Origin of the sequence: Micromonospora sp. CA-263727, from assembly GCF_050942455.1 — a bacterium.
Classification (GTDB): domain Bacteria; phylum Actinomycetota; class Actinomycetes; order Mycobacteriales; family Micromonosporaceae; genus Micromonospora.
The window spans coordinates 3,764,683-3,791,425 of record NZ_CP192031.1 but is presented as its reverse complement, the minus strand read 5'-3'; the positions used below and the strand labels follow the sequence as shown (position 1 = coordinate 3,791,425).

General features: G+C 74.4%; 23 protein-coding genes and 1 pseudogene. 19 read left to right on the top strand and 5 right to left on the bottom strand.

Annotated features, from left to right (window positions below; all coding sequences use genetic code 11):
- Positions 1-10 precede the first annotated feature (10 nt).
- The 9 genes from ACQPYA_RS16655 to ACQPYA_RS16615 all read left to right on the top strand — a co-directional run bounded on the left by ACQPYA_RS16655 (position 11) and on the right by ACQPYA_RS16615 (position 12,163).
- Complete coding sequence (locus ACQPYA_RS16655) at positions 11-2,785, top strand: lantibiotic dehydratase (protein WP_433528000.1); 2,775 nt, start codon at positions 11-13, stop codon at positions 2,783-2,785.
- Positions 2,778-3,827: a thiopeptide-type bacteriocin biosynthesis protein gene (locus ACQPYA_RS16650; protein ID WP_433527999.1), complete on the top strand. Its 1,050-nt coding sequence runs from the start codon at positions 2,778-2,780 to the stop codon at positions 3,825-3,827. The genes ACQPYA_RS16655 and ACQPYA_RS16650 overlap by 8 nt, the downstream gene beginning before the upstream one ends.
- Positions 3,824-5,056, top strand: coding sequence for a metalloprotease (locus tag ACQPYA_RS16645; RefSeq protein ID WP_433527998.1), 1,233 nt, complete (start codon positions 3,824-3,826; stop codon positions 5,054-5,056). Before ACQPYA_RS16650 ends, ACQPYA_RS16645 begins: the two co-directional genes overlap by 4 nt.
- 156 nt (positions 5,057-5,212) lie before the next feature.
- On the top strand, positions 5,213-7,042 hold the full coding sequence (locus ACQPYA_RS16640) for an AMP-dependent synthetase/ligase (RefSeq protein ID WP_433527997.1): 1,830 nt from the start codon (positions 5,213-5,215) through the stop codon (positions 7,040-7,042).
- A gap of 181 nt (positions 7,043-7,223) precedes the next feature.
- Positions 7,224-7,793 (top strand): hypothetical protein, encoded by a 570-nt coding sequence (locus ACQPYA_RS16635; RefSeq protein WP_433527996.1) that lies wholly within the window; start codon positions 7,224-7,226, stop codon positions 7,791-7,793.
- Positions 7,790-9,016, top strand: a complete 1,227-nt coding sequence (locus tag ACQPYA_RS16630) for a sensor histidine kinase (RefSeq protein WP_433527995.1) — start codon at positions 7,790-7,792, stop codon at positions 9,014-9,016. Before ACQPYA_RS16635 ends, ACQPYA_RS16630 begins: the two co-directional genes overlap by 4 nt.
- Entirely contained in the window at positions 9,013-9,669 is a 657-nt protein-coding gene (locus tag ACQPYA_RS16625) for a response regulator (RefSeq protein ID WP_433527994.1), read from the top strand. Before ACQPYA_RS16630 ends, ACQPYA_RS16625 begins: the two co-directional genes overlap by 4 nt.
- A 175-nt stretch (positions 9,670-9,844) precedes the next feature.
- A complete protein-coding gene (locus ACQPYA_RS16620) occupies positions 9,845-11,284 on the top strand; it encodes a hypothetical protein (RefSeq protein WP_433527993.1) in 1,440 nt (479 codons plus the stop codon).
- Positions 11,285-11,464: 180 nt separating this feature from the next.
- On the top strand, positions 11,465-12,163 hold the full coding sequence (locus ACQPYA_RS16615; protein ID WP_433527992.1) for a hypothetical protein: 699 nt from the start codon (positions 11,465-11,467) through the stop codon (positions 12,161-12,163).
- A gap of 84 nt (positions 12,164-12,247) precedes the next feature.
- On the opposite strand, the gene dinB is transcribed toward ACQPYA_RS16615, so the two are convergent.
- A complete protein-coding gene (dinB, locus tag ACQPYA_RS16610; RefSeq protein WP_433527991.1) occupies positions 12,248-13,438 on the bottom strand; it encodes a DNA polymerase IV in 1,191 nt (396 codons plus the stop codon).
- 23 nt (positions 13,439-13,461) lie between these two features.
- On the bottom strand, positions 13,462-14,274 hold the full coding sequence (locus tag ACQPYA_RS16605; protein ID WP_433527990.1) for an inositol monophosphatase family protein: 813 nt from the start codon (positions 14,272-14,274) through the stop codon (positions 13,462-13,464).
- 310 nt (positions 14,275-14,584) lie between these two features.
- Here ACQPYA_RS16605 and ACQPYA_RS16600 point away from each other — a divergent pair, with 310 nt between their 5' ends.
- The 4 genes and pseudogenes from ACQPYA_RS16600 (at position 14,585) to ACQPYA_RS16585 (ending at position 19,911) form a co-directional block, all read left to right on the top strand.
- Positions 14,585-16,270 carry a protein kinase domain-containing protein gene (locus tag ACQPYA_RS16600; protein ID WP_433527989.1) on the top strand — a complete coding sequence of 562 codons (1,686 nt, stop codon included), beginning with the start codon at positions 14,585-14,587 and terminating at the stop codon, positions 16,268-16,270.
- 48 nt (positions 16,271-16,318) lie between these two features.
- Entirely contained in the window at positions 16,319-17,293 is a 975-nt protein-coding gene (locus ACQPYA_RS16595; protein ID WP_433527988.1) for a hypothetical protein, read from the top strand.
- Between the two features lie 85 nt (positions 17,294-17,378).
- Positions 17,379-18,087, top strand: a pseudogene (locus ACQPYA_RS16590) (mechanosensitive ion channel family protein); the annotation flags it as partial.
- Positions 18,088-18,666: 579 nt separating this feature from the next.
- Entirely contained in the window at positions 18,667-19,911 is a 1,245-nt protein-coding gene (locus ACQPYA_RS16585) for an MFS transporter (protein WP_433527987.1), read from the top strand.
- A gap of 111 nt (positions 19,912-20,022) precedes the next feature.
- On the opposite strand, the gene ACQPYA_RS16580 is transcribed toward ACQPYA_RS16585, so the two are convergent.
- A complete protein-coding gene (locus tag ACQPYA_RS16580) occupies positions 20,023-20,397 on the bottom strand; it encodes a YchJ family protein (RefSeq protein ID WP_433527986.1) in 375 nt (124 codons plus the stop codon).
- Positions 20,398-20,507: 110 nt separating this feature from the next.
- Here ACQPYA_RS16580 and ACQPYA_RS16575 point away from each other — a divergent pair, with 110 nt between their 5' ends.
- A complete protein-coding gene (locus ACQPYA_RS16575) occupies positions 20,508-21,374 on the top strand; it encodes a hypothetical protein (protein WP_433527985.1) in 867 nt (288 codons plus the stop codon).
- Here the strand turns inward: ACQPYA_RS16575 and ACQPYA_RS16570 are convergent.
- Positions 21,325-21,816, bottom strand: a complete 492-nt coding sequence (locus ACQPYA_RS16570) for a hypothetical protein (protein WP_433527984.1) — start codon at positions 21,814-21,816, stop codon at positions 21,325-21,327. The two genes, ACQPYA_RS16575 and ACQPYA_RS16570, sit on opposite strands and share 50 nt — an antisense overlap.
- Positions 21,817-22,376: 560 nt before the next feature.
- On the opposite strand from ACQPYA_RS16570, the gene ACQPYA_RS16565 reads away from it, so the two are divergent.
- Complete coding sequence (locus tag ACQPYA_RS16565; protein ID WP_433527983.1) at positions 22,377-22,955, top strand: hypothetical protein; 579 nt, start codon at positions 22,377-22,379, stop codon at positions 22,953-22,955.
- 222 nt (positions 22,956-23,177) lie between these two features.
- Positions 23,178-24,428, top strand: a complete 1,251-nt coding sequence (locus ACQPYA_RS16560) for a lycopene cyclase family protein (protein ID WP_433533518.1) — start codon at positions 23,178-23,180, stop codon at positions 24,426-24,428.
- A gap of 136 nt (positions 24,429-24,564) precedes the next feature.
- On the opposite strand, the gene ACQPYA_RS16555 is transcribed toward ACQPYA_RS16560, so the two are convergent.
- Positions 24,565-25,110, bottom strand: coding sequence for an N-acetyltransferase family protein (locus ACQPYA_RS16555; RefSeq protein ID WP_433527982.1), 546 nt, complete (start codon positions 25,108-25,110; stop codon positions 24,565-24,567).
- Between the two features lie 80 nt (positions 25,111-25,190).
- Here ACQPYA_RS16555 and rnhA point away from each other — a divergent pair, with 80 nt between their 5' ends.
- The 3 genes from rnhA (at position 25,191) to ACQPYA_RS16540 (ending at position 26,728) form a co-directional block, all read left to right on the top strand.
- On the top strand, positions 25,191-25,664 hold the full coding sequence (rnhA, locus tag ACQPYA_RS16550) for a ribonuclease HI (protein WP_433527981.1): 474 nt from the start codon (positions 25,191-25,193) through the stop codon (positions 25,662-25,664).
- A 72-nt stretch (positions 25,665-25,736) separates the two neighbouring features.
- Positions 25,737-26,405 carry a LacI family DNA-binding transcriptional regulator gene (locus ACQPYA_RS16545; RefSeq protein WP_433527980.1) on the top strand — a complete coding sequence of 223 codons (669 nt, stop codon included), beginning with the start codon at positions 25,737-25,739 and terminating at the stop codon, positions 26,403-26,405.
- Entirely contained in the window at positions 26,315-26,728 is a 414-nt protein-coding gene (locus ACQPYA_RS16540; protein WP_433533517.1) for a substrate-binding domain-containing protein, read from the top strand. The genes ACQPYA_RS16545 and ACQPYA_RS16540 overlap by 91 nt, the downstream gene beginning before the upstream one ends.
- The last annotated feature ends 15 nt before the right edge of the window (positions 26,729-26,743 follow it).

The window sequence follows — 26,743 nt, the reverse complement described above, 5'->3', positions numbered from 1 at the left end:
GGAGAGCCCCGTGACGGTGTCCCTGCCCGCACCACCGGCCACCGAGGTGTCCTGGCGGATGCCCGACGTGTTCATGTTGCGCATCGCCGGCCTGCCCCTCGACGTCGCCGACCGGCTCGCCTTCGACCGCAGCGCCGCCTGGGCCCGCCACCTGCTCGACCTGGAACAGCGGCTGCGCGACACCGGCCGGCAGCTGGCCGACGCGCTCCAGGTGGCGGTGGCCCGCAACCTGCCCGACGACGGGCTACGGCAGCGGTTGATCCGGCTACGCCGCGACGTGTACAACCTGCGTCAGCCCCGGCCGGCCGACCCGTCGGACTGGCCCGCCGACGCGCTCGGCGCGGACACCCACCGGGCGTTGACCGGCTGGCTGGAGACCCTCGACGCGTACCGGCGGAAACTGGCCGCCGGCACGGCGGTGCTGGCCGAGGAGCTGGCCGAACGCCGGGCCGTGCTGCGCGACCTGGCCGACGACCCCGACCTGCGCGGCGGCATCCTGCTCGCCTCCCCGTCGCTGGACCAGTACCTGCCGGGGTACCTCGCCGCGCCGGGAAAGCCCGGCAAGCGGGCCCGCCGGGTGGAACGCTCCCTGCTGGAGTACGCCCTGCGCACCGCCTGCAAGACCAGCCCGTTCAGCCGGTTGACCACCGTCAACGTCGGGACGTTCGGCCCCGGTGGCGGCCGGCTGCTCGACGTCCGGCCGGCGTCCGGTGGCCCCGGCGCGGCCAAGCGCGGCGCGGCCCGGCTCAACCTGGCCGCGCTGGGCCGGTTGTCGGCCATCGTGCTGGCCGACGAGGCGCTTCGCGCGGACCTACCGGTCACCGTCACCACCGGCTGGCGCATCGAGCGCGGCCGGCTGCGCTACCTGCGTCGACGGCGGACCAGCTCCGAGGACGGCGACGCCGCGATCACCATGGAGTCCATCCACGAGTCGCTCTTCGTGCTGCCCACCGGCCAGGTGCTGCACGACATCCTGGCCGCGCTCGACGGCGGCCGGGTCCGCCGGATGTCCGAACTGGTCACCGAGCTGGCCGCCGACGGCCGCCCGGCGGACGAGGTCGGGCAGTACCTGCACCACCTGCTCCGGGTCGGTCTGCTGGTGGTGCCGAACCTGCAACTGGACATCCACGCCGATGATCCGGTCGCGGGCTACCGGCTCGCGCTGCGCCAGATCGACCGGGACTGGGCGCACCGGCTCGCCGACCGGGTCGGCACCGTCAACCGCCTCGCCACCGGCTACCCGGACGCCGACGTGGCCGGTCGCCGCGCGGCGCTCGCCGAGATCCGCCGGGAACTGGTCGCCGCCCACGCCGACCTCGGCCGTGCCGACGTCCCGGCCCCCCGCACCCTGGTCTACGAGGACGCCGCGCTGCGCACCGAGGCGCCGGTCACCGCCGACCGGGACCGGTGGCGGCGCGACGTGCTGCCCGGCCTGCGGGCGCTGGCCCAGATCATGCCGGTGTTCGACATCAACCTGCCCCGCCGGTTGGCCACCAAGGGCTTCTTCCGGGCCCGCTTCGGCGTCGGTGGACGCTGCGACGACCTGCTCACCTTCGCCCACGAGTTCCAGCAGGACTTCTTCGAGCACTACACCGGGCGGATGATGCGCCGCCGGGCGTTCGACGCGGAGAACGCCTACGTCCGGCAGGAGAACTGGTTCCGGCAGGAGGAGATCGCCGCCCTGGACGACGCGCGCGTCGAGCTGGCGCGGCGGGTGAACGAGGCGTACCACCGGCTGCCGGCCGGTGCCGAGGAGCTGGCGCTGGACGACGCGCTGATGACCGACGTCGCCGCGATGGTGCCCGACACGCTCGGCACCCTCGACCCCCGGTCGTTCTTCCTCCAACTCGCCGACCAGGGCGACCGGCACCGGGTGGTGGTCAACCGGATCTACTCCGGCATGACGCTGCTCTTCTCCCGCTTCGCCCACCTCTTCGCCGACGAGGACCTGGCCGGCGCGCTCCGCGCCGAGCTGGCCCGGCTCGCGCCGCCCGGCGCCGTGCTCGCCGAGCTGAAGGGCGGGTACGACGCCACCAACCTCAACCTGCACCCGGCGGTCACCCCGTACGAGCTGGTCTGCCCGGGGGAGATCAGCTTCCGGCCGGCGGCCGAGCAGATCCAGATGGACGATCTCCGCGTCGAACACGATCCGGTCGCCGACCGGCTGCTGTTGCGCTCGCGCCGGCTCGACGCCGAGGTCATCCCGGTCTACCTGGGCTTCCTGCTGCCGATGGCGCTGCCCGAGGTGCAGCAGGTGCTGCTCACCTTCGCCTATCTCGGGATGGCCCAGCCCGACTTCTGGGCCGGCACCACCGTGCCGCTGCCCGACCGGGGTATCGCCGGCTATCCCCGGATCGTGCACGGCGACCTGGTGCTGCAACGGCGGATGTGGAAGCTGCACCCGGACTACCTGCCGGCGCGTGGCGGGCAGCTCGACGACGCCGAGTGGTTCCTGGCCTGGCAGCGGTGGCGGCGCGACAACGGCCTGCCCCGCCGGGTCTTCGCCACCCCGGAGGGCGGCCGGCTCGCCCCGGCCGACGACGATGCCGGTCGCGCCGGTGCGCCGGGCGGGCGGCCCGACCACAAGCCGCTCTACGTCGACTTTGACAGCTACCTCTGCCTGCAACTGCTGGCGGCGATGGGGCGTTCGGCGGGCAGCCGGCTGGTGCTCGCCGAGATGCTGCCGGACCGCGACGAGCAGCTGCTGCGCGGCGAGGCCGGAGCGTACGTCACCGAACTGACCGTCGAACTCAACGGTGTCCGAGGGGGAGCCGATAATGACTGACTACCCGTCGCCGACCGACCACGGCTGGCTCAGCGTGCACGTCTTCTACGCCAGCAACGCCAACCCGATGCTGGTCGAGGGCGTCCGGCCGCTGGTGGACGAGCTGCGGGCGGACGGGCTGATCACCCGGTACTTCTTCATCAAGTACTGGATGGAGGGCCCGCACGTGCGGCTGCGGGTGCTGCCCGCCCCGGGCGTCGACCCGGCGCTGGTCCGGGCCCGGGTGGACGCCGCCCTCGGGGCGTTCCTGCGCCGCCGGCCGGCGCTCTACGAGGTCGACAGCGAAGGGCTGGGCGACCTGTACAAGCAGATGTTCCTCGCCGAGTACGGCCAGCAGCGGTGGGACGCCGAGTACGGCCCGGAGGGCGTGATGCCGATGCGGGCGAACAACAGCTACCACCACATCCCGTACGAGCGCGAGTACGGCCGCTACGGCGGGCCGGCCGGCATCGAACTGGCCGAGTGGCACTTCGAGCACGCCAGCGACGTGGTGCTGGACCTGCTGGCCACCACCAACGTGCACGTACGCCCGGTGCTGCTCGGCCTCTCCGCCCAGCTGAGCATGATGCTCTGCGCGGCCTTCCTCCCCGACGACCGGCGCATCGCCGACTTCCTCGACGAGTACCGCCGGTTCTGGGAGGTCTCCTACGCCGAGCCGAGCGACGACTACCACGACAGCTTCGACAGCAGCTACCGCCGGATGGACGCCGGGCTGCGCGACCGGCTGGCCGCCATCCGCGCGGCGGCCCGCGCCGACGCCGCCGTCCGGGCCACCGGCGTCGAGGGCCGATGGTCGGCCCACTGCCGGGAACTGCGGGACCGGGTGGTCGAGGCGACCGGACGGGGCGAGCTGACGTTCCAGCGTGGCGGTGGCGAACCCACCCCGGTCGGCGACCTGGACGTCGCCCTGCCCATCCTGCTCAGCTCCTACATGCACATGACCAACAACCGGCTCGGCGTGAGCATCCTCGACGAGATCTACCTGTCCTACCTGATGCGGACCGCGCTGCTCGACGACCTCGCCCCGGCCGGGCCGCGATGACCACCGTCGACGCCACCTGGACCCGGCCCCGGCTGCGGGCCGGCATCGTGCTCGGCCCCGGCCAGTGGCGCAACGGTAAGCTCGTCCACCACGTCAAGGACCCGGAGACCGGCTGGTACTACCGGGTGGGGCCGCGGGAGCACTTCCTGATGTCCCGGATGGACGGCACCCGCGGCCTGGACGAGCTGGCCGGCGAGTACGCCGCCGCCTACCAGCGCCGGCTCGGGCCGGAGAACTGGCAGCAGCTGTTCGGCATGCTGCACCAGCGGCAGCTGCTGGACGGCGCCACCGACCCGGAGGAACTCGCCCGGCTCACCGCCACGGCCGCCGCGGGCGCGGCGAAGGGCCGGCGCGGACCGCTCTCGGCCCGCCTGCCGCTGTTCGACCCGGAACGGCTGTTCAGCTGGCTGCTGCCCCGGCTCGCGCCGGTGTTCAGCTGGTGGTTCGTGGCGCCGGCGCTGCTGGCCGTGTTCGCCGTGGCCGGGTACGTGGCGTTGCACCTGCCCGAGCTGGCCGACGGGGTGACCGGTGGCGGCCGTCCGCTGCCCGCGATCCTGGCCGCCGTGGTCGTCACCTGGGTGATCGTCTTCCTGCACGAGTGCGCCCACGGGCTGACCTGCCGGCACTTCGGCGGGCGGGTCACCGAGATCGGGATGATGTGGCGCTTCCCGCTGCTGGCCCCGTACTGCAAGGTCGACGACGTGGTGCTGTTCACCCCGCGGCGTCGGGTGGCCACCGCCTTCGCCGGGATCTTCGTGAGCATGCTGGCGCTGCTCCCGTTCGCCGCGATCCACCTCTGGGGTACGCCCGGCGGCCAGCTGCACGAGCTGGCCAGCACGATGCTGATCTTCGGCACCGCCGCCGCCGCGCTCAACCTGGTGCCGTTCCTGCGGCTCGACGGCTACTACATGCTCAGCCACGCGCTGAACCTCACCGACCTGCGGGGCGACAGCTACCGGTTCTACGGCCAACTGCTGCGCCACGGCCCCGGCGCGGTACGCGCCCACCGCCCGCGCGACCGCCTCGCCTACGCCCTGTACGGCCTGGCGTCGGCGGTCTTCGCCGCGACCGTGCTCACCCTCCTGGTGCGCTACTGGTACGACACCCTGGCCCACTGGCTCGGCCCCACCTGGGCCGTCACCATCCTGGCCGCCGAGGCCGCCCTCCTCGCCCTCCTCCTCACCCACCTCGCCCACCGTCGGAAGGAAGGGCCCCCTCTTAACGCCTGAGGTAGAGCAGGGGCCCCCTGTTAACGCCGAGGGCCCATCGCGGCGTAGCACGGGGCGGGAGCGGGGTGGGCGGGTTTCCGGGTTCCCGGGACCGGGCGGCGGGCGGCGGGTCACCATCAACCGCAGCGCGACGGTAACGACGGCAGGTGGGCGGGCGTGCGGGAGACAGCGGTTGAGCCGATCACCGGCGGCGATGACGCCAGCCTGGCCGAGCAGGTATGGCGCAACGCGGTGGGGGACCCGGACGCCGTACAGTTCATCCGCCCGGATCCGGACCCCCGCTCGTGGCCGGTACGGCGCTCCGGTCGGGGCGGCTCCCTGCCGGTGACCTGCCGGCAGTTCCGCGACGACGTGCTGGCCCTGGCCCGCGGCTTCGTCGCCGCCGGAGTGGCCCACGGCGACCGGGTCGGGCTGCTCAGCCGCACCCGCTACGAGTGGACGCTCGTCGACTACGCGCTTTGGTCGATCGGCGCGGTCACCGTGCCGATCTACGACACCTCCAGCACCGATCAGATCCACTGGATCCTCGGCGACTCCGGAGCGGTCGGCTGCGTGGTGGAGACCGCCGACCACGCCACCACGGTGGCCGGGCTGCGGCCGGACCTGCCGGCGCTGCGGCAGACCTGGCGCATCGACGCCGGCGACCTCATCGAGCTGGCCGCCCAGGGCCGTACCGTGGACGCCGCCGAGGTCGATCGCCGTCGGGGCGCGGTGACCGGCGCGGACATGGCCACCATCGTCTACACCAGCGGCACCACCGGCCCGCCCAAGGGCTGCGTGCTGACCCACCGCAACATCTCCGCCGACATCGGCAACGCCACCGCCGTGCTGCCGCAGCTGCTGCACCCGGGCGCGTCGACCGTGCTGTTCCTGCCGCTGGCACACGCCTTCGCCCGGCTGATCCAGGTCGGCATGGTGCACAACCGCGCCACGATGGTGCACAGCGCCGACGCCTCCGGGGTACTCGACCAGCTGCGCCGGTTCCGGCCCACGTTCATCCTCGCCGTACCACGGATGTTCGAGAAGATGCACGACCAGGCCCGGCACATGGCCGAGGACGGGCACCGTGAGTGGCTGTTCAGCCTGGCCGAGCAGGTCGCCGTGCGGTACAGCCGGGCCCTGGACCGGCCGCAGGGCCCCGGGCTGCCGTTGCGCCTGGCGCACCTGTTGTTCGATTTTGCCGTGTACCGGCAGCTGCGCGCGGCGCTCGGCGGACGGTGCCGGATGGCCATCGTGGGCGGGGCGCCGCTGGGGGAGCGGCTCGGCCACTTCTTCCGCGGCGTGGGCATCACCGTGCTGGAGGGCTACGGACTGACCGAGACCTCACCGGCGTTGGCGTCGAACCTGCCGACGGCGATGCGGATCGGCACGGTCGGCCGGCCGTTGCCGGGGGTACGGGTCCGCATCGCCGACAACGGTGAAGTCCTCGTCCGCGGCGAGGTGGTCTTTCCCGGCTACTGGAACAACCCGAAGGCCACCCGGGAGGCGTTGACCGACGGCGGATGGTTGCACACCGGCGACCTCGGCCGCCTCGACGACGACGGCTTCCTGCGGATCACCGGCCGGACGAAGGAGATCATGGTCACGGCCGCCGGCAAGAACCTCGCGCCCGCGCCGATCGAGGAGCGCATCCGCGCGCATCCGCTGGTCAGCCAGTCCATGTTGGTCGCCGACGGCCGCCCGTACGTCGCCGCGCTGGTCACCGTCGACTCGCAGGCCTGGCAACGGTGGCGGGACGCGCACGGGCATCCCGGCGCGTCGCTGGCCCGGCTGCGTGACGACCCGCAGCTGCGCGACGAGATCCAGGACGCGATCGACCGGGCCAACCAGACCGTCTCCCACGCGGAGCAGGTGAAGACCTTCCGGATCCTGGCCCGGGACCTCACCGAGGCCGACGGGGAACTCACCCCCACCCTCAAGATCAAACGGGAGACGGTGCAGGACCACTTCGCCGACGACATCGCGGCGCTCTATCGCGGCCACTGAGCCGCCCGCCGGGGCCGTTAAGAGGGGGCCCTTCCTCTACATGAGGCGTTAAGAAGGGGCCCTTCCTTACATCGGGGTGGTTGTCAACCGGTAGGTGGACGGAGGGGCTACGGTTGCCCGACAGCTGACCTGATCGTGGTCGGCCTAACGTGCACGCACCCGTTGCCCCCGGAGGACCCCCATGTGCGTCGACACGGCGATCCTCGCCGATATCAGAGTTTCCATCCAGGACCGCCGCGCGCCCGACCGCCTCGCCGGCCACCTCGCCGTCGGTGTGCTGGTCGACGGCGACCAGGTGCTGGTGCCCAACCCGCCCAAGCAGCTGCTCGACCCGCATGCCGACCTCGAGGTGGTCATCTTCCCGGCCGGTCTGGAGGAACGGCTGCCCGTCGAGGCGGCGCCGGTGTGGAAGTGGCGCCGGTTCGCCCTCACCGACCAGGCGCCGCTGGCCCTCGTCGCGTCCCTCGGCCGTACCTCCGGCTATCGCGCCCAGGTCGGCCATGCCGACTCCGTCGCGCTGGCCAAGGCGATCGAGGGCGCCGGCGGCGACCTGTGGGAGGCGTTGCGCCGGCAGGAGGTCATCGCCCGCGACATCCACCTGGTCGACGACGACCTGCTGCGCCGGGCCGGCGAGCTGGAGCAGGCCCAACGGGAACCGCGCCGCGCCGAGCACCGGTTCGGTTCGCTGCGCGAGATGACCGGCGGCTTCTGCATCCTGTTCTGCTTCTGCCAGCCGCACGGCCCACGATGACCGCCACCGCCGTACCGCCGCCGGCCCGCCACGCCGTCCTGGCCGCCGCCCCGGCGCGCCGGGACGTCCTGGTCGCCGTGGCGGTGTGGCTGCTCGACCTGGCGCTGTTCTCCACCGCCGGCACCGACCTGGCCCGCGCCGGTGGTCTGGGCGGGTCCACCGTACTGCTGCTGGCGTTCGCCGCGCTCGGCCCGGTCGCCCTGCTGTGGCGGCGCCGGGCACCGGTCGCCGTCTTCGCGGTGGTCTGGGTCCTCGGTCTGGTCGGCACCGCCCTGGTGCCCGGCTACCAGCCGGTGCTCGGCGTGCTGGTCGCCCTCTACGCCGTGGGCGCGCACGCGTCGGCGGCCCGCGCCTGGGTCACCGTCCCGGCCCTGGCGCCGTACCTGGTCATCGCCGCCAACGAGGCGTGGCTCGCCGGCCGGGAGGATGCCGGCCGGCGGACCGCCGTCTTCGTCGGCCTCGCCCTGGTCTACGCCCTGGTCGTCGGTGGCACCTGGGCGTTGGGGTGGTGGGCGGGCAGCAACCGCCGACGACTCGCCGCCGCCGAGCGCCTGCGGGCAGTCGAGGCGGAACGCGCGGTGGCCGACGAGCGGGCCCGCATCTCCCGGGAGCTGCACGACATCGTCGCGCACACGGTGACGGTGATGCTGTTGCAGGCCGGTGGCGCGCGTCGCGTCCTGGCCACCGACCCGGACCGGGCCGGGCAGGCGTTGACCCACATCGAGCAGGCCGGCCGTCAGGCGGTCGAGGAGCTGCGTCGGATGCTCAACGTCATCGCGCCCGGCGACACCACGGCGCCGGCCGATCCCCGGCATCCGGGTCCCGGCGACGTCGAGGAGCTGGTGGCCGGGATGCGCGCCAGCGGGCTGCGGGTGGACCTCGCCGTCGACGGGCCGTCCCGACCGGTGGATCCGAGCGTGGGCCTGGCCGCCTACCGGACGGTCCAGGAGGCGCTGACCAACGTCGTCCGGTATGCCGGCCCGCAGGCCACCGCCACCGTCCGGCTCAACTGGGCCGACCAGCTGGAGGTGGAGGTGCGGGACACCGGTGGCGACGGGACCCCCGTCGGCGGCGCGCTGTCGACCGGGCGCGGCCTGGTCGGCCTGCGCGAACGGGTCGCGGTCGCCGGCGGCGAGCTGACCACCGGGCCGGTGCCGGGCGAGGGCTTCCGGGTGTACGCCCGGCTGCCGCTGCCGCCCGTCGAGGTGGGGGTGGCGTCGTGATCCGGGTCGTGCTCGCCGACGACCAGCCGCTGGTGCGCTCCGGCATCGCCATGCTGCTCGCCGCGGAGGCGGACATCGAGGTGATCGGCGAGTGCGCCGACGGTGCCGCCGCCGTCGAGCTGGCCCGCAGGGAGCGGCCCGACGTGGTGCTGATGGACGTGCGGATGCCGGGCGTCGACGGGGTCGCCGCCACCCGGGCCATCACCGCCGAGGGGGCCGGGGTGCGGGTGCTGGTCCTCACCACGTACCACGTGGACGACGCGGTCCGGGCGGCGTTGCGGGCGGGCGCCTCCGGGTTCCTGCTCAAGGACGCCGTACCCGACGAGCTGACCATGGCGGTGCGGGCCGTGGCGGCCGGCGAGGCTTGGCTGGACCCGGCGGTGACCCGGTCGCTGCTGACCGAGTTCGCCGCGCTCGGCGAACACCGGGTACCCACGGCCGGCGAGCTGGGCCGGCTCACCGACCGCGAGCGGCAGGTGCTGGTGCAGATGGCGTACGGGCTGTCGAACGCGGAGATCGCCGCCCGGCTGCACATCGGTGACGCGACGGTGAAGACCCACGTCGGGCGGGTGCTGATGAAACTCGGGCTGCGCGACCGGGCCCAGGCCGTCGCCGCCGCCTACCAGGGCGGGTTGATGCCGCCGCCCGGCTGAGCCGCCCCGCCGCCAGGTGCCCGACCAGTGCGGCTGGAAGCTCGGCGACGGCCGGCGTCCAGGCGGGGTGACACCGGTCTTTCCGCCCCGACACGCCGTGCAGTCTGTGATCGGCAAGTTGCGGCGCGTTAAGGTGCGATCGCATCTGGTGGCAGTCGGTACGGGGGAGGCACAGGTGACGAGTCCGCGGCCTGGCCGGCTGATCCGCGTCGCGCTGCGGCTCGGCTTCCTGACCGTGGTCACCGGTGTCGCCTGGGTCGCCTATGACGTCGCCGCCGAGCCCGCCCACGCCGCCGAGCCATCGCCGGTGACCACACCGGACGGAGCGGTCCCCCCGGCGGCCGACCTGATCCAGGCCGTTCTCGCCCCGGTGGTCACCGCGGTCGCGCCCGGCCGACCGGCGGCCGATGCGCCCCCGTCGCCTGACGGCGCTGTCGACGAACACCCGCAGTCGCCCGACCCGTCGGCGCCGGCGCCGCCGCTCGCCGGCAAGCCCTCGGCCGAACCCGATCCACCCGCCAACGCCCCGCCCCCGGCCGAGCCGGCTCCGCCCCCGGCCGCCGCCCCGCCCGTTGCCGCGCCGCCGCCGGTTGCCGCGCCGCCGATCGTCGTGCCCCCGGCCGCCGCCCCGCCGGTTGCCGCGCCGCCGCTTGTCGTGCCTCCGCCGGTCGCGCCGCCGGTTGCCGCGCCGCCGCTTGTCGTGCCTCCGCCGGTCGCGCCGGCTCCGCCCCCGGCCACCGGGCCACCGGCCAGACCGGCCGAGCCGCCCCTGCCGGGCGGTCCTGGCCTGCCGTCCGACAGGGTGCCACTGCCGGCACCGTCGGACGTGGCCCCACCGCCTGCCGGCCACCGGCCACCGGCTGATCCACCGGCAGCGCGCCCCGGATCGGATCCGCCCGGCCCGGTGCTGGTGGACGCCGCGGCCCGGGTGGCTGCGCTGCTGGCCGAGATCGCCCGCGACCAGGCCGCCGCCCCGGTCGCCGCCCCGGCGCGCCCGGTGAACGACCCGATCGTCGAACTCCTGAGCCAACTCCTGGGCCCGATGTCGCCGCTGCTCGACTCGATCCTCGCCAATCTCGATCCGCTCCTGCACGAACTCGAACCGATTCTCGGCGTGCTCGACCCGGTGTTCGACATCCTGGATCCGGTCGTCGCCCAGCCTGGTCCGGAGCCGCCGCCGGCCATCCCGTCGCCCACCGAACCCGACGCCGCGCCACAACCGGAGCCACTGCCCACCTCGCCGCCGTTGACCGTGCCAGCTCCGGTCGACGTGCCGATCTGCTGTTCGCCGTCGTCGGGAAAGCCGGTCGCCGCCGACACCGTGTCGTACCGGGCCGGGCACTCGGGCGCGCCCAAGCAGCGTGCGGGCGTGGCTCCCGGCGGCGATGCGCAGCACCCCGACGACCGCCGGGTCGATCGACCCCCGAGGCCGTTTCCGGTCTCGCCGGTGCCCGGCAAGAGCGGCGTCGACTCGACCCTGATCAGCCACAGCGGAACCGCCGACGCCGCCCCGATCGGCTGGACGCCGCCCGCGATCCGAGGCCAGGTGACCCGGCCCGCCGGCACCCGCCGCCGCCCGTCCCGCTCGCCCCGCCCGCGGAGTAGACCGGCCTGACCGCCGGGGCCGACGCCGGGCATCACGCCGTCGCGATCGCGACGGCCGGCCGGTGCGACACCCGACGGCCGCCGTACGCGGTCGTGTGTCACCGGTCCTGCCGGCTGCCCGCGGTCGTCCGCGGGTCGCTGGCCAGGCCAGATCTTTCACCTCGGACTTTCACCTGACCAGGAGTTCCCCATGCAGATCAACCTGCCGGTCAACCGTGCCCGGTGGCGCGACATCGACTGGATCGTCGACCTTGTGACCGCCACCGTCGCCCCTACCCCGCTCGGGCTCTGGCTGGTGCCGGACGAGCGGCGGCGGCCCGCCGTGGTCGCCGCCGTGGCCCGTATCTGGGTCGAGCACGCGCTGCTGTTCGGTGACGCGTTCCTGCTCAAGGACGGGGCCGCCGCCACGGTCTGGTTCCACCGCTACCGCCCGATCCCACCCCCGTCCCGGTACGACGAGCGCCTCGAACACGCCGGCGGTGAGCACGCCGCACGCTTCCGCCGGCTCGATCACGTCCTCGCCGCGCGGCGCCCCGACGAGGCCCACAACCACATGGCCTTCCTCGCCGCGCCGCCGGACGCCGGCCGGGCCGGGCAGGCCGCGGCGGTCCTCGCCGGCAGCCACCGGTGGATGGACACCCTCGGTCTGCCGATGTACGCCGAGGTGCACAGCAGCACCGACCGTCGCCTTTTCCGTCGGCTCGGCTACCGCGATCGGCCCGACCTGTCGCGGCCCGACGGCATCCCGGTCGACCTCCTCTGGCGGCCCCTGCCGGAGACCCGGCTCGATCGTGGCACCGAGCCACTGGCGGGTCGGGTCGGGCGGCAACCGGTGCGCGCGCTGGCTGCGGTCGTCGATCCCGCCGGGGGAGCGCCGGTCGGCGGGTGAGCGGCGGCCCGGACTCTTCCGGTGCGGGTGGGCTGCCCGCGGCGGCCTCACCCGCACCGGATGGCGGGCATCTCGGCCCGGTGCTCAGGGGTCGGGCAGCAGCGGCATCTCCGGGCCGGTGTCGTGGCCGAGCAGCACCGCGCGGGTCAGGGCCGCCGAACCGAAGCGCTCGCGGACCGCGTCGACCGCCGCGTCCAGCTCCGCCGCCGGCTCGGTGTGCCAGGGCAGCGGCAGCTGGACGTGTCCGTCGCCGAGGTTGCCGACCGCGACGCCGATCAGGGTGACGCCGCGTCGCTCGATCTCGGGCAGCGTGGCCCGCAGCAGCTTGCGTGCGGCGTCCAGCACCGGGCCGGTGTCGGCGGTCGCCTTCGGCAGGGTGCGCGACCGGGTCGCCCGGGTGTAGTCGGCGAAGCGCAGCCGCAGGGTGATCGTCCGGCCGGTCCGGGCGGACGACCGCAGCCGCCGGGTCACCCGGTCGACCAGGCCGGCGAGGATCGCGTCCAACTCGGCGGGCCGGTGCCCGGATCGACCCAGCGCGTGCTGGGCGCCCATCGACCCGCGTCGCCGGCCTACCTGCACCGGTCGCGGATCCCGGTTGTGGGCCAGGGCGTGCAGGTGGTGGCCGGCACCGCCGCCGAGCAGCGAGACCAGGGTCGCCTCGCCGAGCCGGGCGACGTCACCGACCGTACGGATCCGGTGCTGCCGTAGCTTCGCGGCGGTGACCGGGCCGACTCCCCAGAGCCGTTCGACGGGCAGCGGGTGCAGGAAGGCCAGTTCGCCGCCCGGCGGCACGACCAGCAGGCCGTCCGGCTTGGCGACGCCACTGGCGACCTTGGCCAGGAACTTCGTGCGGGCCACGCCGACGGTGATCGGCAGGCCGACGCCGTCGCGTACCGCCCGGCGCAGCCCGGCGGCGATCCCGGTCGGCGGCCCGACCAGCCGGCGCAGACCACCGACGTCGAGGAACGCCTCGTCGATGGAGAGCCCCTCGACCAGCGGCGTGGTCTGCCGGAAGATCTCGAACACCGCTCGGCTGGCCGCGCTGTAGGCGGCCATCCGGGGCGGCACGACGAGCGCGTCCGGGCAGAGTCGGCGGGCCTGCGCACCGCCCATGCCGCTGTGCACACCGCAGGCCTTGGCCTGGTAGCTGGCGGCCAGCACCACGCCGCCGCCGACGACCACCGGACGGCCGCGCAGCCGTGGATCGTCGCGCTGCTCGACCGAGGCGTAGAACGCGTCCAGGTCGGCATGCAGGATGGTGGCCTCGCCCGACACGGGGCCATCTTCGCACACATGTTCTAAGTCTGGGTGTGACCTGCCGCGAACTGCCGGTCGACCAGCTCCGACAACGCGGCATGGGTCTCCTGGTCGGCCGCCACCAGCAGCCCGCCCACCCCGGTGTGCAACGGCTCTCCCCGCAGGCCGGTGACCACGCAGCCGCTGGCCCGGCAGAGGGCGACACCGCTGGCGAAGTGCACGCTGTCCGGCAGGTGGCCGTCGGTCAGGTAGGCGGCCCGTCGGCCGGCGGCGACCCAGGCCACCGCGAGGGTGGTGGAGACCACCCGGGGCCGGAACCGCGCCCCGAAGTCCGGGTCGGCGAGCAACCGGACCGCCCGGAAGGCGGCCCCGTTCGGGAACGGCGGGTCGAGGTTGACTTCGACCAGGCGCGAGTGCGCCGATGGCTCGACCTGCGCGTCGTTCCCGCCACGGCGTACCCGGACCCGGCTGCCCTCGGTCCAGAACACCTCGTCGGCGAACGGGTCGGCACAGGCGGCCACCGTGGTCGTGCCGCCGATCCGCAGGGCGACGTTGACCGAGGCGAGCATGGTGCGCGCGGCGTAGTTCAGCGTCCCGCACAGCGGATCGACCAGCCATACCCGATCGCTGTCGCCGGGCCCGGTGCGGCCGCTCTCCTCGGCCAGCACCTCGTCCCGCGGACGGGCGGCCCGGAGCACGTCGAGGACGGCCCGCTCGGCTTCGAGATCGGCGACGGTGGTGAAGTCACCCGCGCCCTTGTCCACCCGGGCCAGCGCCGCCCCGTACCGGGCGCGCAACACCGTCGCCCCGGCCTCGGCCGCGGCGACGGCAAGCTCCGCGTCGGTGATCGACACGCCGTCGAGGGTAGGGCGCAGCCGATGATCCGGTCCAGGTTCCCGTTCCGGCGGCGGTCCGTGTCTGCCGGGCGTTGACCGGTGGTGATACCAGTGGCGTTGTGTCCGCGACCGACCGTCCCGCGCCCGCTTCGGCGGCCCCCGGGCCGACCGCCTGCCACCCGGCAGCCGCCCGGACCGCCTGCCCCCGGGCGGCCGCCCGGCCGATGACAGCACCTGTCGGGCCTATGGCCGCGCCGGCCCCGCGGGCGATAATGACCGGCGTGCCCAGGAGCACCGGCCAGCGGCGCGGAGCGCGGAGAGTGGCGACATGACCGAATGGCGACTTTCCGGCTACACCCCGGTCCGCCGGCTTGGCGCCGGCGCGTCCGGCAGCGTCGACCTCGCCGTCCACGATGCCACCGGCACACCCGTGGCAATCAAGTATCTGACCGGCCGGCACGACGACGACCTCTTCCGGGCCGCGTTCCGCGACGAGGCCCGACTGCTGGCCGACATCGACGACCCGTACGTCTGCCGCCTCTACGAGTACGTCGAGGCACCGGGCGGCGCGGCGATCGTGATGGAACTGGTCAACGGCGTCTCGCTGCGGCAGATGTTGCGCGCCCAGGGCCCGACCACGCCGGAGTCGGCGCTCTGCGTGCTCAAGGGTTCGCTGGCCGGGCTGGGCGCGGCACACGCCCGTGGCGTGGTGCACCGCGACTACAAGCCGGAGAACGTGCTCGTCACCGCCGAGGGCACGAGCAAACTCGCCGACTTCGGCATCGCCCTGCCGGTGGGCGTCAGCTCCGGTGCCAGCGTCACCGGCACGCCGCGCTACATGGCCCCCGAACAGTGGACCGGCGCGCCGGTCAGCCCGGCCTGCGACATCTACGCCGCCACCGCGACCTTCTTCGAGTGCCTCACCGGCCATCCCCCGTACGATGGGCGGGACCTGGCCACCCTGCGCCAGCAGCACGCCCGCGCGCCGATTCCCACCGACCCGGCCCCGCGACCGGTGCACGGCCTGCTGCGCCACGGCATGGCCAAACGCCCCGCCGACCGGCCGCAGCCCGCGCAGGTCTTCCTCGCCACCTTGGAGGAGGTGGCCGCCGGGGCGTACGGGGCGGACTGGGAGGAGCGCGGGCTGCGGGAGCTGGCCCAGCGGGCCGCACTGCTGGCTGCCTTCTTTCCGTTCCCGGACGGCGCCGGCGGTGCCACCGCCGTGGCCAGCACCGCGCTCGGCGCCGCCACGGTCGGCCCCACTCCGTCGGCCGGCGACGACAGCGGCCCCGCCGTGCCACGACGGGGCCGCGCCCGGGCGGCGCTTGCCGGCGGCGGGCTGGTGGCGGCCCTGCTGGTCGGCGGCGCCGGGCTCAGCTACGCCGCCCGGGACGAGCCGGCGACCCCGGCCGGCGCGGTGCGGCCCGAGGCGAGGACGGACCTGACCGGCGGCCCGGTGCCCACCGGCGAGGTCCTCGCCCCGCCCACCCCCGATGGCTCCACCACGCCCACCCCGGAAGGGTCCACCACGCCGACCGCCGCGGTGCCCGTCACCCCGACCGGCGGTGCCACCCCGAGCAGCGGGACCACCCCGACTGTTCCGCCGAGCGACAGCCCGTCGCCGTCCCCGTCGACCAGCACCAGCCCGCCACCGCCGCCGGACACCACCGGGCCCACGGTCGACCGGGTCGCGGTCAGCCCGACCGAGCTGGATCCGGCCGGCTGTCCGTACGGGCCCACGACCAGCACCGTCACCGCGCTGGTCGCCGACGACCGCACGGTGGTCGGCGACCTGCGGGTCCGCTTCCGCTACACCATCGAGAAGCAGCCGTACGAGCAGAGCATGACGCTGCTCAGGAGCGGCCTGTTCCGGGGCGTGTTCGGCGACCTGCCGCGACCCGGATCCACCATCCGCATCCCGGTGACGGTCCTCGCCACCGACGCCGCCGGCAACACCACCACCGGCGAACCGACGGTGTACGTGACGCTCTACCCCTACTGCACGCCGGGCTGACCGGGCGCGCCCCACCTACCAGGCCGACGACGAGCGGGAGACGCAGCCGTGACCCACCCGGACGACGTGACCGAGGCCCTGCCCACCGATCGGGCGCTGCCCAGCCCGGCGACCGGCGGCCACCCCGACCACACCCCGCCCCGCCCCGTGCCGCCGGAGGAACCCACGGTGCGCCTGGGCGGCGCGGCGCCGACCGGGCAACTCACCAGCGGGGAGCCGACCGAGCACCTGACCGGCGGGACGCCGACGGCGCCGCTCACCGGCGGGACGCCGACTGTGTATCTCGGCGGCGCGGCGCCGACGGTCGACCTGGGGGCGACGTCGCGGGTGCCGACCGGCGACGCGACCGTCCACCTGGGACCGGACCAGGAGACGGTGTCGCTGGACCAGACGGTGCGGCAGGCGGTGACCGAGCCTGCCGCCACCGGCGGGGACCTCACCGTCAGCTCGGGTACGTCCGTCACCGCGGGCCCGGCCGGGGCGCGTACCGCTGCCGAAGCGCTCGCGGCCCCGACCGCCGGACCCGGCGGCGAGCTGCGGTTCGGGCCCGGTGTGCCGGCCACCCCGCCGCCGGCGCCCGCCTGGCCGGCACCCGCGCCGCCACCACGGCGCAGGTCGGCCTGGCGTCGGCTCGTCTCGGTGCTCTCCACCCTGCTCACCCTCGCCCTGCTCGCCGCGGTCGGGCTGTGGATCTGGCAGCGGCTCAGCCCACTGGAGATCGCCGAGCTGAGCGTCGCCGTGCCCCGGCCGGCGGGCGAGCAGTGCGACGTGACCGTCGACGTGGTCGCCACGGTGCAGACCAACGGCCGCGCCGGCGTCATCGAGTACCAGTGGCTGCGCTCCGGCGCTGCCCCGGGGGCCCTGCTCGATGAGCGGGTCGGTTGGGGCCAGCGCACCGTCGAGCTGACCCTGCGCTGGTCGTTCAGCGGCGTCGGCAGCACCACCGAGACCGCCACCGTGAACATCGTCTCCCCGGCGCCGGCGCAGGCGAGCACCGAGGTCGTCTACTCCTGCCCGGGCTGAGCCCGGGAACCGCGGACGTTTCCCCCACAGGCCACCCGGGTAGGTCGGGCCGGACGAACCACCCGCCCCTGTGGAGGACCATCCGATGCGAGACAACTTCGGTGACGCGGTGGGGGACACCCTCCGTTCGATACTTCTCTTCCTACCTAAGGCCGTCGCCTTCGTGGCGATCCTGGTGGCCGGTTGGCTGGTCGCCAAGGCGGTCCTGAAGCTCGTCGACCGGCTGCTCGACCGGATCGGCTTCGACCGCGCCGTCGAGCGCGGCGGAATCCGGCGTGCCCTGGCCCGGTCCCGCTACGACGCCAGCGACATCGTCGTCCGGCTCGCCTACTACGGCGTCCTGCTGCTCACCCTCTACCTGGCCTTCGGCATCTGGGGGCCGAACCCGATATCCGACCTGATCGCCGGCATCATCGCCTGGCTGCCGCGTGCCTTCGTCGCGATCGTCATCGTGGTCGTTGCCGCCGCCATCGCCAGCGCGGTCAAGGACATCATCTCCGGCGCGCTCGGCGGACTGTCGTACGGCCGGCTGTTGGCCACCATCGCCTCCGCCTTCATCCTCGGTCTCGGTGTCATCGCCGCGCTCAACCAGATCGGGGTCGCCACCGCCGTGACCACCCCGGTGCTGATCGCCGTGCTGGCCACCATCGGCGGCATCCTGGTCGTCGGCGTCGGCGGTGGGCTGGTCCGGCCGATGCAGAGCCGCTGGGAGTCCTGGCTGTCCCGGGCCGAGGAGGAGTCGCGGACCATCGCGGAGCACGCCCGCGCCTACTCCGCCGGCCGCCGCGACAGCGCGGAGCACCCCGCCGAGCCGGCGACCGCGCCCACCACGCCGACCTCCAGCGCATCGACCTCCAGCGCATCGACCTCCAGCGCGCCGACCTTCGGCGCGGCCGGCACCGCCCCGCCTGGCACCGCCCCGCCTGCGACCGCCGGACCCGCCGGAACCCCGCTGGTCGACGACGACCCGGAGGCCACCCAGGTGGTCAGCGCCCCCGCCGCCGATCCGGACGCGACGACGCCGCTGCCACGGCCGACGCCCGACGCACCGCTGCCGGGCCATGACGACCCGGACGCCACCCAGGTCACCTCGCCGGCCCCGGACGTGCCGGGGCAGCGCACCACCGACGACGGCGACTCGACCATGGTCCTACCGAGGACCGACGACCAGTCGCCCCGTTGAGCGCGGCGCGGGACGGGACCACCTGCGTCCCGTCCCGCGCCGCGTCCCGGCTACGCCGTGGCAGAGCACCGCGCGGCCGGCTAGCATCACCGCCATGACCTGGCGACATTGATGTGTCATCCGAGGCCGTGGGCCGCCCGCGGTCGCCGTAGCACCGGCGTCCGTGACCCGTCCCACCCGAAAAGGCCTCATGAGCCTCACCTCGACGGGTGCCCGCCGCCTGGCGGCCACCCTCTACGCGTACGCGTTCCTCACCGACCTGATCCTGCTGTACCCGGTGTACGTGCTGCTGTTCGCCGACACCGGCCTGTCGGTCGGGCAGATCTCCTCGCTGTTCGTGATCTGGTCGGTGGCCGGCATCGTGCTGGAAGTGCCCTCCGGCGCCTGGGCCGACGCGACCTCGCGGCGTCGGCTGCTCTGCCTCGCGCCGCTCTGCACCGCCGCCGGTTTCGCCCTGTGGACGCTCGTGCCGTCTTACCCCGCGTTTGCCGTCGGGTTCGTCCTCTGGGGAGCCGGCGGCGCGCTCGCCTCCGGTGCGCTGGAGGCCCTGGTCTTCGACGAACTCGACCACCTCGGCGCGCCCGCCCGGTACGCCCGCACCATCGGCCGGGCCCGTACCGCCGGCACCATCGGCGTACTCGGGTCGATCTTGTTGGCCGGGCCGGTGCTCGGGCTCGGCGGCTACCCGGCCGTCGGTGCGGCCAGTGTGGCGGCCTGCCTGCTCGCCGCCGCGGTCGCCGCCCGTTTCCCCGAACACCGCCGGTCCGCTGCCGCCGGGCAGCCGGCCGGCGCCGCCGAGCCCGGCTGGGGGCCGGGCCTGCGGGCGGGGATCGTCGAGGTGCGCGGCGACCGGACGGTACGCGCAGCCGTGCTGCTGGTCGCGGTGGTCACCGCGGTCTGGGGCGCGCTGGAGGAGTACACCCCGCTGCTGGCCCGGGACACCGGCGTCGCCCTGACCACGGTGCCGCTGCTGCTCCTGATCGTCACGCTCGGGCAGATCGCCGGTGGCCTGCTCGCCCCGGCCGGCCAGCGGCTGCGTGCCCCCGGGCACGCGCTCCTGCTGGCCGGCTCGGCGCTGGCCCTGGCCGGGGGAGCGCTGCTCCGCAGGCCGTCCGGGTTCCTGCTGCTGGCGCTGGCGTTCTGTGGTTTCCAGCTCGCCTCGGTGCTGGCCGACGCGCGGTTGCAGGCCCGGATCAGCGGGCCTTCCCGGGCCACCGTCACCTCGCTGGCCGGGATGGCGACCGACCTGACCACCATCACGGTGTACGCCGGGTTCGGGCTGATCGCCACCGGGGCCGGCAACGCGGTGGCGTTCGCGGTCGCCGCGGTGCCGTACCTGCTGGTCGCGGCGATCCTGGTGATCCGAGCGGCCGGCGACCGGATCCCGCCGGAGCCGGCGACGGACCCGCCGCCATCGGTGCGGAGCGACGCCTGACGACCGCGGCCGGGGCGTACCGGTCGAGCCGCCGGCCGCCCACCACCGTGTCGCCCCGCCGCCTGCGGCTCCGCAGCGCGCCGGCCCGGAGCAGGTCGGCGCGGGGCGCGATCAGCTGGCGTCGAGGTAGACCCAGCGGCCGTCCTCGCGGACGAAGCGACTGCGCTCGGTCAGCGTGCCCGGGCGGCCGGCCTCACGGTAGTGGGCGCGGAACGCCACAGCGCCAGTGTTGTCGAACAATCCGCCCTGGTCGGTGTCGACGATCTCCAGGCGGGTCCAGCGCTGGGCCGGATCGAGGAGCAGCCGGGCCGGTCGGGTGCGGGTGTGCCAGCTGCGCAGCAGGTAGTCCGGGTCACCGACGGCGAAGGCCGCGTACCGGGACCGCATCAGCGCCTCGGCCGTCGGCGCGTCCGCCTCGCCGCGGTGCATCCGCCCGCAACAGTCCGGGTAGGGCAGTCCCTGCCCGCACGGGCATGCTCCGGTCATCTCGGCCCGTCGTGCCGGCCGCCTGTCTCGCTTGGCCACCCCGCCATCCTCTCCGCCCCGGCGCCGGCCGGGCCCGGCGGGGTCCCGCACGCCGCGACGGGGCTAGGGACATGACGAGCTGTTCCGAGGGAGACTCCGCCACTCAGCGGGATCCGGTCCGGGCGCCGCGCCGGCTGCCGAACGACTCCATCGTCGTAGCCTTCCTCGCCGGCGCCGTGCTGGCCGCGCGGGACCGGGACGCCGCAGCCTGGCTGGCCGACGTCTTCCTGGTCGCCGCCTTTTTCGTCGTGGCCCTCTTCGCCGGTGCCTTCGTGGCCGCTGTCTTCCTCGCCGCGGCCTTCTTTGCCGGCGTCTTCTTCGCTGTGGCCTTCCTGGTGACCGCTGCGGCCTTCTTGACCGCCGGCGCCGACTTCGCGCCGGTCGTCTTCTTCGGCGCGGTCGTCTTCTTCGCCGCGGTGGCCTTCGCGGTGGGGCGGCGGGTCGGGGAGGCCGTCGCGGAGACGGCCTTCTTCCGGGCGGTGCGCGCGCTCGTCGGCGCGGGCTTCTCGCCGGGCGTCTTGGCGGCTGTCGCACCGGTGGCCCGCTTCGCCGCCGTGGCCACCTTCTTCGCCGCCGCCTTGCGCGGCATCGGGGCCTTGCCCGCCCCGGTGTGCTTCCTGGCCCGTCCTGCCTGCGCCATCGTCGCTCCTCGGGATCTGCCGTGGCGCACGGTCTTCCCGGCGCCCGGGCGGTCAAACGCCCCACGACCGGCCGGCCCGGGTCACGCGACCCGGGTAGCGAAGTCCGAGCACGTTGTCGACGCACGCGCCGCGACACTGGTCGAAGCAGCCGCCGGTTCGGGGCGCTCCCGGCAGTCCGCGTCGAGCCGCCGCGGATGCCCACGCCGTCGGTCACGGCCCCGACGGCTGGATCGAGTGGGGCCGCCGGTCACAGTGTCGCTGCGTTGGCCGCGTGGCGACGGCGACGGGCCAGGATGACGGCGCCGCCGAGCGAGGTGGCGAGCAGGGTCGCGCCGGCCGCCAGCGTTCCGGTGCCGTCACCGCCGCCGCGCCCCCCGGCCTGAGCACCGCCGACCGGCGCGACGGTGAGCGTCTCGCCGCCGTCGCGAGCACCGTCGCCGCAGATGGTCGCCACTGTGTACGTGCCAAGGGTGAACCCGGCGGTGAACAGCTCGGCGCTCAACCCGCCGCTTGCCCCGACGCTGGTGGAGCGGACATTCTGGTCCCGGTCCGGCCCGGTGACGTGGAAGACCGCGTCGCCGGAGTTCGGGTCGCAGTGCGTCGCGGTGAGCACGACGGTCCCCCCGACCGGAGTGGTGGACGGTGACACGGTGGTGTCGGCCAGCGCGGCGCCGGGCAGCAGCAACGCCCCGAGGACAACGCTGCCCAACGCCGGTACGAGACCTCTGGTCGCCTTCATGCGCGTCTTCCCTCACTTGTCGTCCACTGACTGCGTGGGACGTCGTTCAGGTGGTCAACCGCACGTCCTGCTACCGGCGTGCCCAACACTAGGTGGGCCCGGCATCCGATCGAGTCAGAACGAGAAATCCCCGATGCCGTCCGCCCGGTCAGCGGAAGCGGCACTTAAGGCCCCGGGCGACTGCGGCACCCATGTGCCGATGATCGTGCTGTCCCGGCTGGGCGGATGACGAGGTCGGCGAGGTCTCGGGCCGATCGCACCCGATGTCCGGTTTCCGGTCGGCGCCTGGGAATCGCCGCCGGCCGTTGAGCGTTACAGGCTCCGGACGATCGAGTAGGGGCCACGCCGCCGCAAGGGCGTGAGCATGGCCGGCGGATCCGCGGAATGATCCGCGCCGGTCGGTCGTTGAACATGGTCCCGGCGCCGCGAAGGCCCCTCGGCCCGCGAGCCCGCCGAACCAATTCCCCCTGACTTTCACTCAGCGCCACACGGCGCTCACCCACGTGCCGAACCCCCCCCTTGCCGCGCGTGGATGTCTACCCCCGGATGGAGTTTTGATCATGAACTCGATGCTGCGTAAGAGTGTTCTCGGTATCGCTGGTCTCGCCGTCGCCGGTGGCCTCGCCGCGGGCCCGCTGAACCACGACACCACCACCGGCACCACCACCCCCGCCGCTGTCCAGGCCGACAAGCCCGACACCGGCGCCCTCACCCCGCACGGCGTGCAGGGCGCGCAGTCACGCATCGACCTCAACGCCGAGCAGACCAGCAACGCCAAGGCCATCATCGCCGCCACGAAGAAGACCGGCATGGACGAACGGGCCGCAGTCGTCTCCATCGCCACCGCGTTGCAGGAATCCAAGCTGGAAAACCTGGGCCACCTCGGCGACCGCAACGACCACGACTCACAGGGCCTGTTCCAACAGCGCCCCTCCTCCGGCTGGGGCACAGTCGAACAGATCACCAACCCCGAATACGCCACCACCGCCTTCCTCAACGGCCTGAAGCAAATCGACGGATGGCAGAACCTGCCCCTGACCGTGGCCGCGCAGAAGGTGCAGGTCTCGGCCTACCCGGACCACTACGCCCAGTGGGAACAGCAGGCCGCCGACCTCGTCACCCAGCACTGGAACAGCTGACACACGCATAACCGACTGGCCGGCACCCCGGGTTGGGGTGCCGGCCAGCCGCGCACCCGCCTCCCGACCACCAAGAGGCGCCAGCCAACAACGCACCCACACCCGGCGCCGCCCAACCACACACCCCCCCCGTTGTTAATAGGGGGCCCCTGCTCTACACCAGGCGTTAAGAAGGGACCCCTCCTTACATGCAGGGGGTGTGGCAGCGTGGTTGGGGTGGGGATGGTGCCGGTCGACGTGGATCTCGCCCTGGTGGGCGGGGGTGGCGCCGCCTCGCTCGTGCTGGCCGCGCTGGCCCGGCACGGCGTGCACGGTCTCCGGATCGCGGTCGTCGATCCGGTGCACCGACGCGGCCAGGACCGGACGTGGGCGTTCTGGGACCGGCCCGGCAACGACCTGGACGACCTGCTCAGCGCGAGCTGGTCGCAGGTCGAGGTGGTCACACCCGGCGCGCACCGCACGCTGGAACTCGCCCCCCTGCGGTACGCGATGCTGCGCTCCGGCCCGATCTACGACCGGGCTGCCGAGGCCGAGCGACGCCTCGGCGTGACCCGGATCGTCGCCGGTGTGGAGACCCTCCACGACGACGGCGGCCGGGTGCTGGTGGGCACCGGCGGTGACCGTCCGGCGTTGCGGGCCGGTTGGGTGCTGGACTCCCGGCCGCGACCACCGCGTCGCCCGGGGCGTACGAACTGGTTGCAGCACTTCCGCGGCTGGTGGCTGGCGGCGGACCGGCCGCTCTTCGACCCGGCCCGCGCCGTGCTGATGGATTTTCGCACCCCGCAGCCGGCCCGGGGCGTCTCGTTCGGTTACCTGCTTCCGGTGGACAGCCGGTACGCGCTGGTCGAGTACACCGAGTTCTCGCCCGACCTGCTGACCGGTGCGGCGTACGACCGGGCGCTGGCCGGCTACCGGGACCTGCTCGGCCTGGACCCGGCCCGGCTCACCGTCCGGGAGGTCGAGAACGGCGTCATCCCGATGACCGACGGGCCGTTCGCGGTCCGCCCCTCGCCCCGGGTGGTACGCCTGGGCAGCGCCGGCGGCGCCACCCGCCCGTCGACCGGTTTCACCTTCTCCGCGATGCATCGCCAGGCCGAACAGGTGGCCCGGGCGCTCGCCGCCGGACGGCCGCCGGTGCCGAGGCCCGCGTACCCCGGTCGGCACCGGTGGATGGACGCGGTCGCGCTGCGGGCCCTGGACCGCGACCTGGTCGACGGTCCGGAGTTCTTCGGCCGGCTCTTCGACCGCAACCCGGCGCAACGGGTGCTGCGCTTCCTCGACGGGGCGACGACCCTGGCCGAGGAGTTGGCCGTGATGCGCTCCACCCGGCTGCGGCCGATGGTGACCGCCACCGTGGCCGACGCCGCCGGTCGCCTCCGCGACCGCCTTCGGCCGTCGCGCCGCCCGATCTGGGCGGTCCCGCCGCCGGTCGTCGGTCCCGACCATCCGGCGGCCGACCACTCCAGCCGTTGACCCGCGCCGCCGTGGACCGCCGCCGTGCCGGCCCAGGGCCGTGCGACCCGTCGCCGTGTCGACCCGTCGCCGTGTCGACCCGTCGCCGTGTCGACCCGTTGCCGATCTGGGCGGCGTGGCCTCCGGCGCGGAGGGGTCAGCGGCGGGTGTCGGCCGGGCGCGGGGCGCCGGATCGGTCGCGGGCCTGCGCGGCCAGCGCGTGCAGCCGCTCCCCGTCCAGCCGTAGCACGTCGAGTTCGTCGAGGGTGCGGGCGTGTAGCCGCCGGTAGAAGCGCAGGGCCGGGTCGTTGGTGCGCAGCACCCACCACTCCAGGCGACCGCAGCCGCGCCGCACCGCCAGCTCGGCCAGGTGGGTCAGCAGGGCCCGGCCGACCCCGTCGCCGCGGTGCTCCGGCCGGACGTAGAGGTCGTCCAGGTGGATGCCGGGCCGACCGACCACGCTGCTGTAGGTCGAGTAGTACAGCGCGAAGCCGACCGGCTCGCCGTCGATCGTGGCCACCGCCGCCTCGGCGACCGGTCGCGCCCCGAACAGTGCCTGCGCCACGTCCGCAGGTTCTGCGGTCACCTCGCCGGGGAACTCCTCGGCCTCGGTCAGCTCCACGATGAACCGGTGCAGCACCTCGACGTCGCCCGGCTCCGCCGGGCGGATCACCAGCTGTCCCTCGGCGACGGGCCCGCTCATCCGGCCAACCATAGCCGCGCGCCGGGCCGGGCGGGTGCCCAGTTTCCCGCAAGCGGGGGAGGCTTCGGTAGGTTTGTCGCATGGTGGACGAGGCGGCCGGCCGGGTGGTGCAGATCTGGACCGACGGCGCGTGCAGCGGCAATCCCGGGCCGGGGGGTTGGGGCGCGGTGCTGCGCTACGGCAGCCACGAGCGGGAACTGCGCGGTGGTGAGGCGACCCCGACCACCAACAACCGGATGGAGCTGACCGCCGCCATCGAGGCGCTGGAGAGCCTGACCCGCCCGGTCACGGTCGAGCTGCACACCGACAGCACGTACGTGCGCAACGGCATCACCAGCTGGCTGGCCTCCTGGAAACGCAACGGCTGGCGGACCGCGGCGAAGCAGCCGGTGAAGAACGCCGACCTGTGGCAGCGGCTGGAGGCGGCCTGCGCCCAGCACCGGGTCACCTGGCTGTGGGTGAAGGGGCACAACGGTCATCCGGAGAACGAGCGCGCCGACGCGCTGGCCAACCAGGGGATGACCGAGGCGCGGGCGGCCACGGCCCGCCGCTGAGCTCGTGCCCGATGCGACAGGCGCGCATCGGGCACGATGGAGCGACCGACACCGGCAGAACCGGAGCAACCAGTGGCGCGATCGCGGCCCTCCCAGCCGACCCTCGCCGACGTGGCCCGCGCGGCGCGCGTCTCGATCGCCACCGCCTCGCGGGCGCTCAACGGGAACGGTCCCGTCTCCGCCCAGGCGCTCGCGGACGTGCGGCGGGCCGCCGCCGAACTCTCGTACGTGCCGAATCCGCTGGCCGTCTCCCTGGCCAGCCGGCGCGGGCACCGGGTGCTGATCGGCATGGTCGCGGTTCGGGCCGAGATGCTCACCGACCAGTACGCCACCCGGCTGGTCAGCGCCGCGGCCCGGGAGGCCGACGAGCACGGCCTCGGGGTGTCGGTGCGGTGGATCCGCCCCGGTGAGCCGGCACCGGTCGTCGAGGCCGCCCGCGACCGTGGCATACACGGTGTGGTGCTGGTCAACCACGACGCCGAACTGCTCGACGCCGTGCCCGAGGCGCTGCGCGGCCGGGTCGCCGCGATCGGCCCCGGTTTCGGCCGGGTCGCCTCGCACGACGTGGACACCCGGACGGCGATGGCCGCCAGCCTGCGTCACCTGATCGCCGCCGGTCGCCGGCGGATCGCCATGCTGACCGGGCCGACCTGGGTGCCGAGCATGCGGCAGCCGCTGGCGGCGTACCGGGCGTGCCTGCGGGAGCACGGGCTGCCGGCGCGTACCGCGATCGGGGGCTGAGCCTGGACACCGGTGCGGCCGGCGCGCGGCGGGTGCTGCGCGACTGGCCCGACACCGACGCGATCGTGGCGATCACCGACGCCACCGCGCTGGGCGCGTTGCGGGCGCTGGCGGAGGCCGGGCGGCGGGTGCCCGAGGACGTGGCCGTGGTCGGTTTCGACGACGTGCCGCTGGCCGCGCTGGGGCAGCCACCGTTGACCACGGCGACCCATCCGGTGGAGCGGATCGCGGTCAGCGCCGTGCGGTGCCTGCTCGGTGGTACCGCCACCGCCGACCAGGCGGTCCTGCACCCCTCCACGCTGGTGCACCGGCAGAGCGCCTGAATCCGGCCCGGCCCG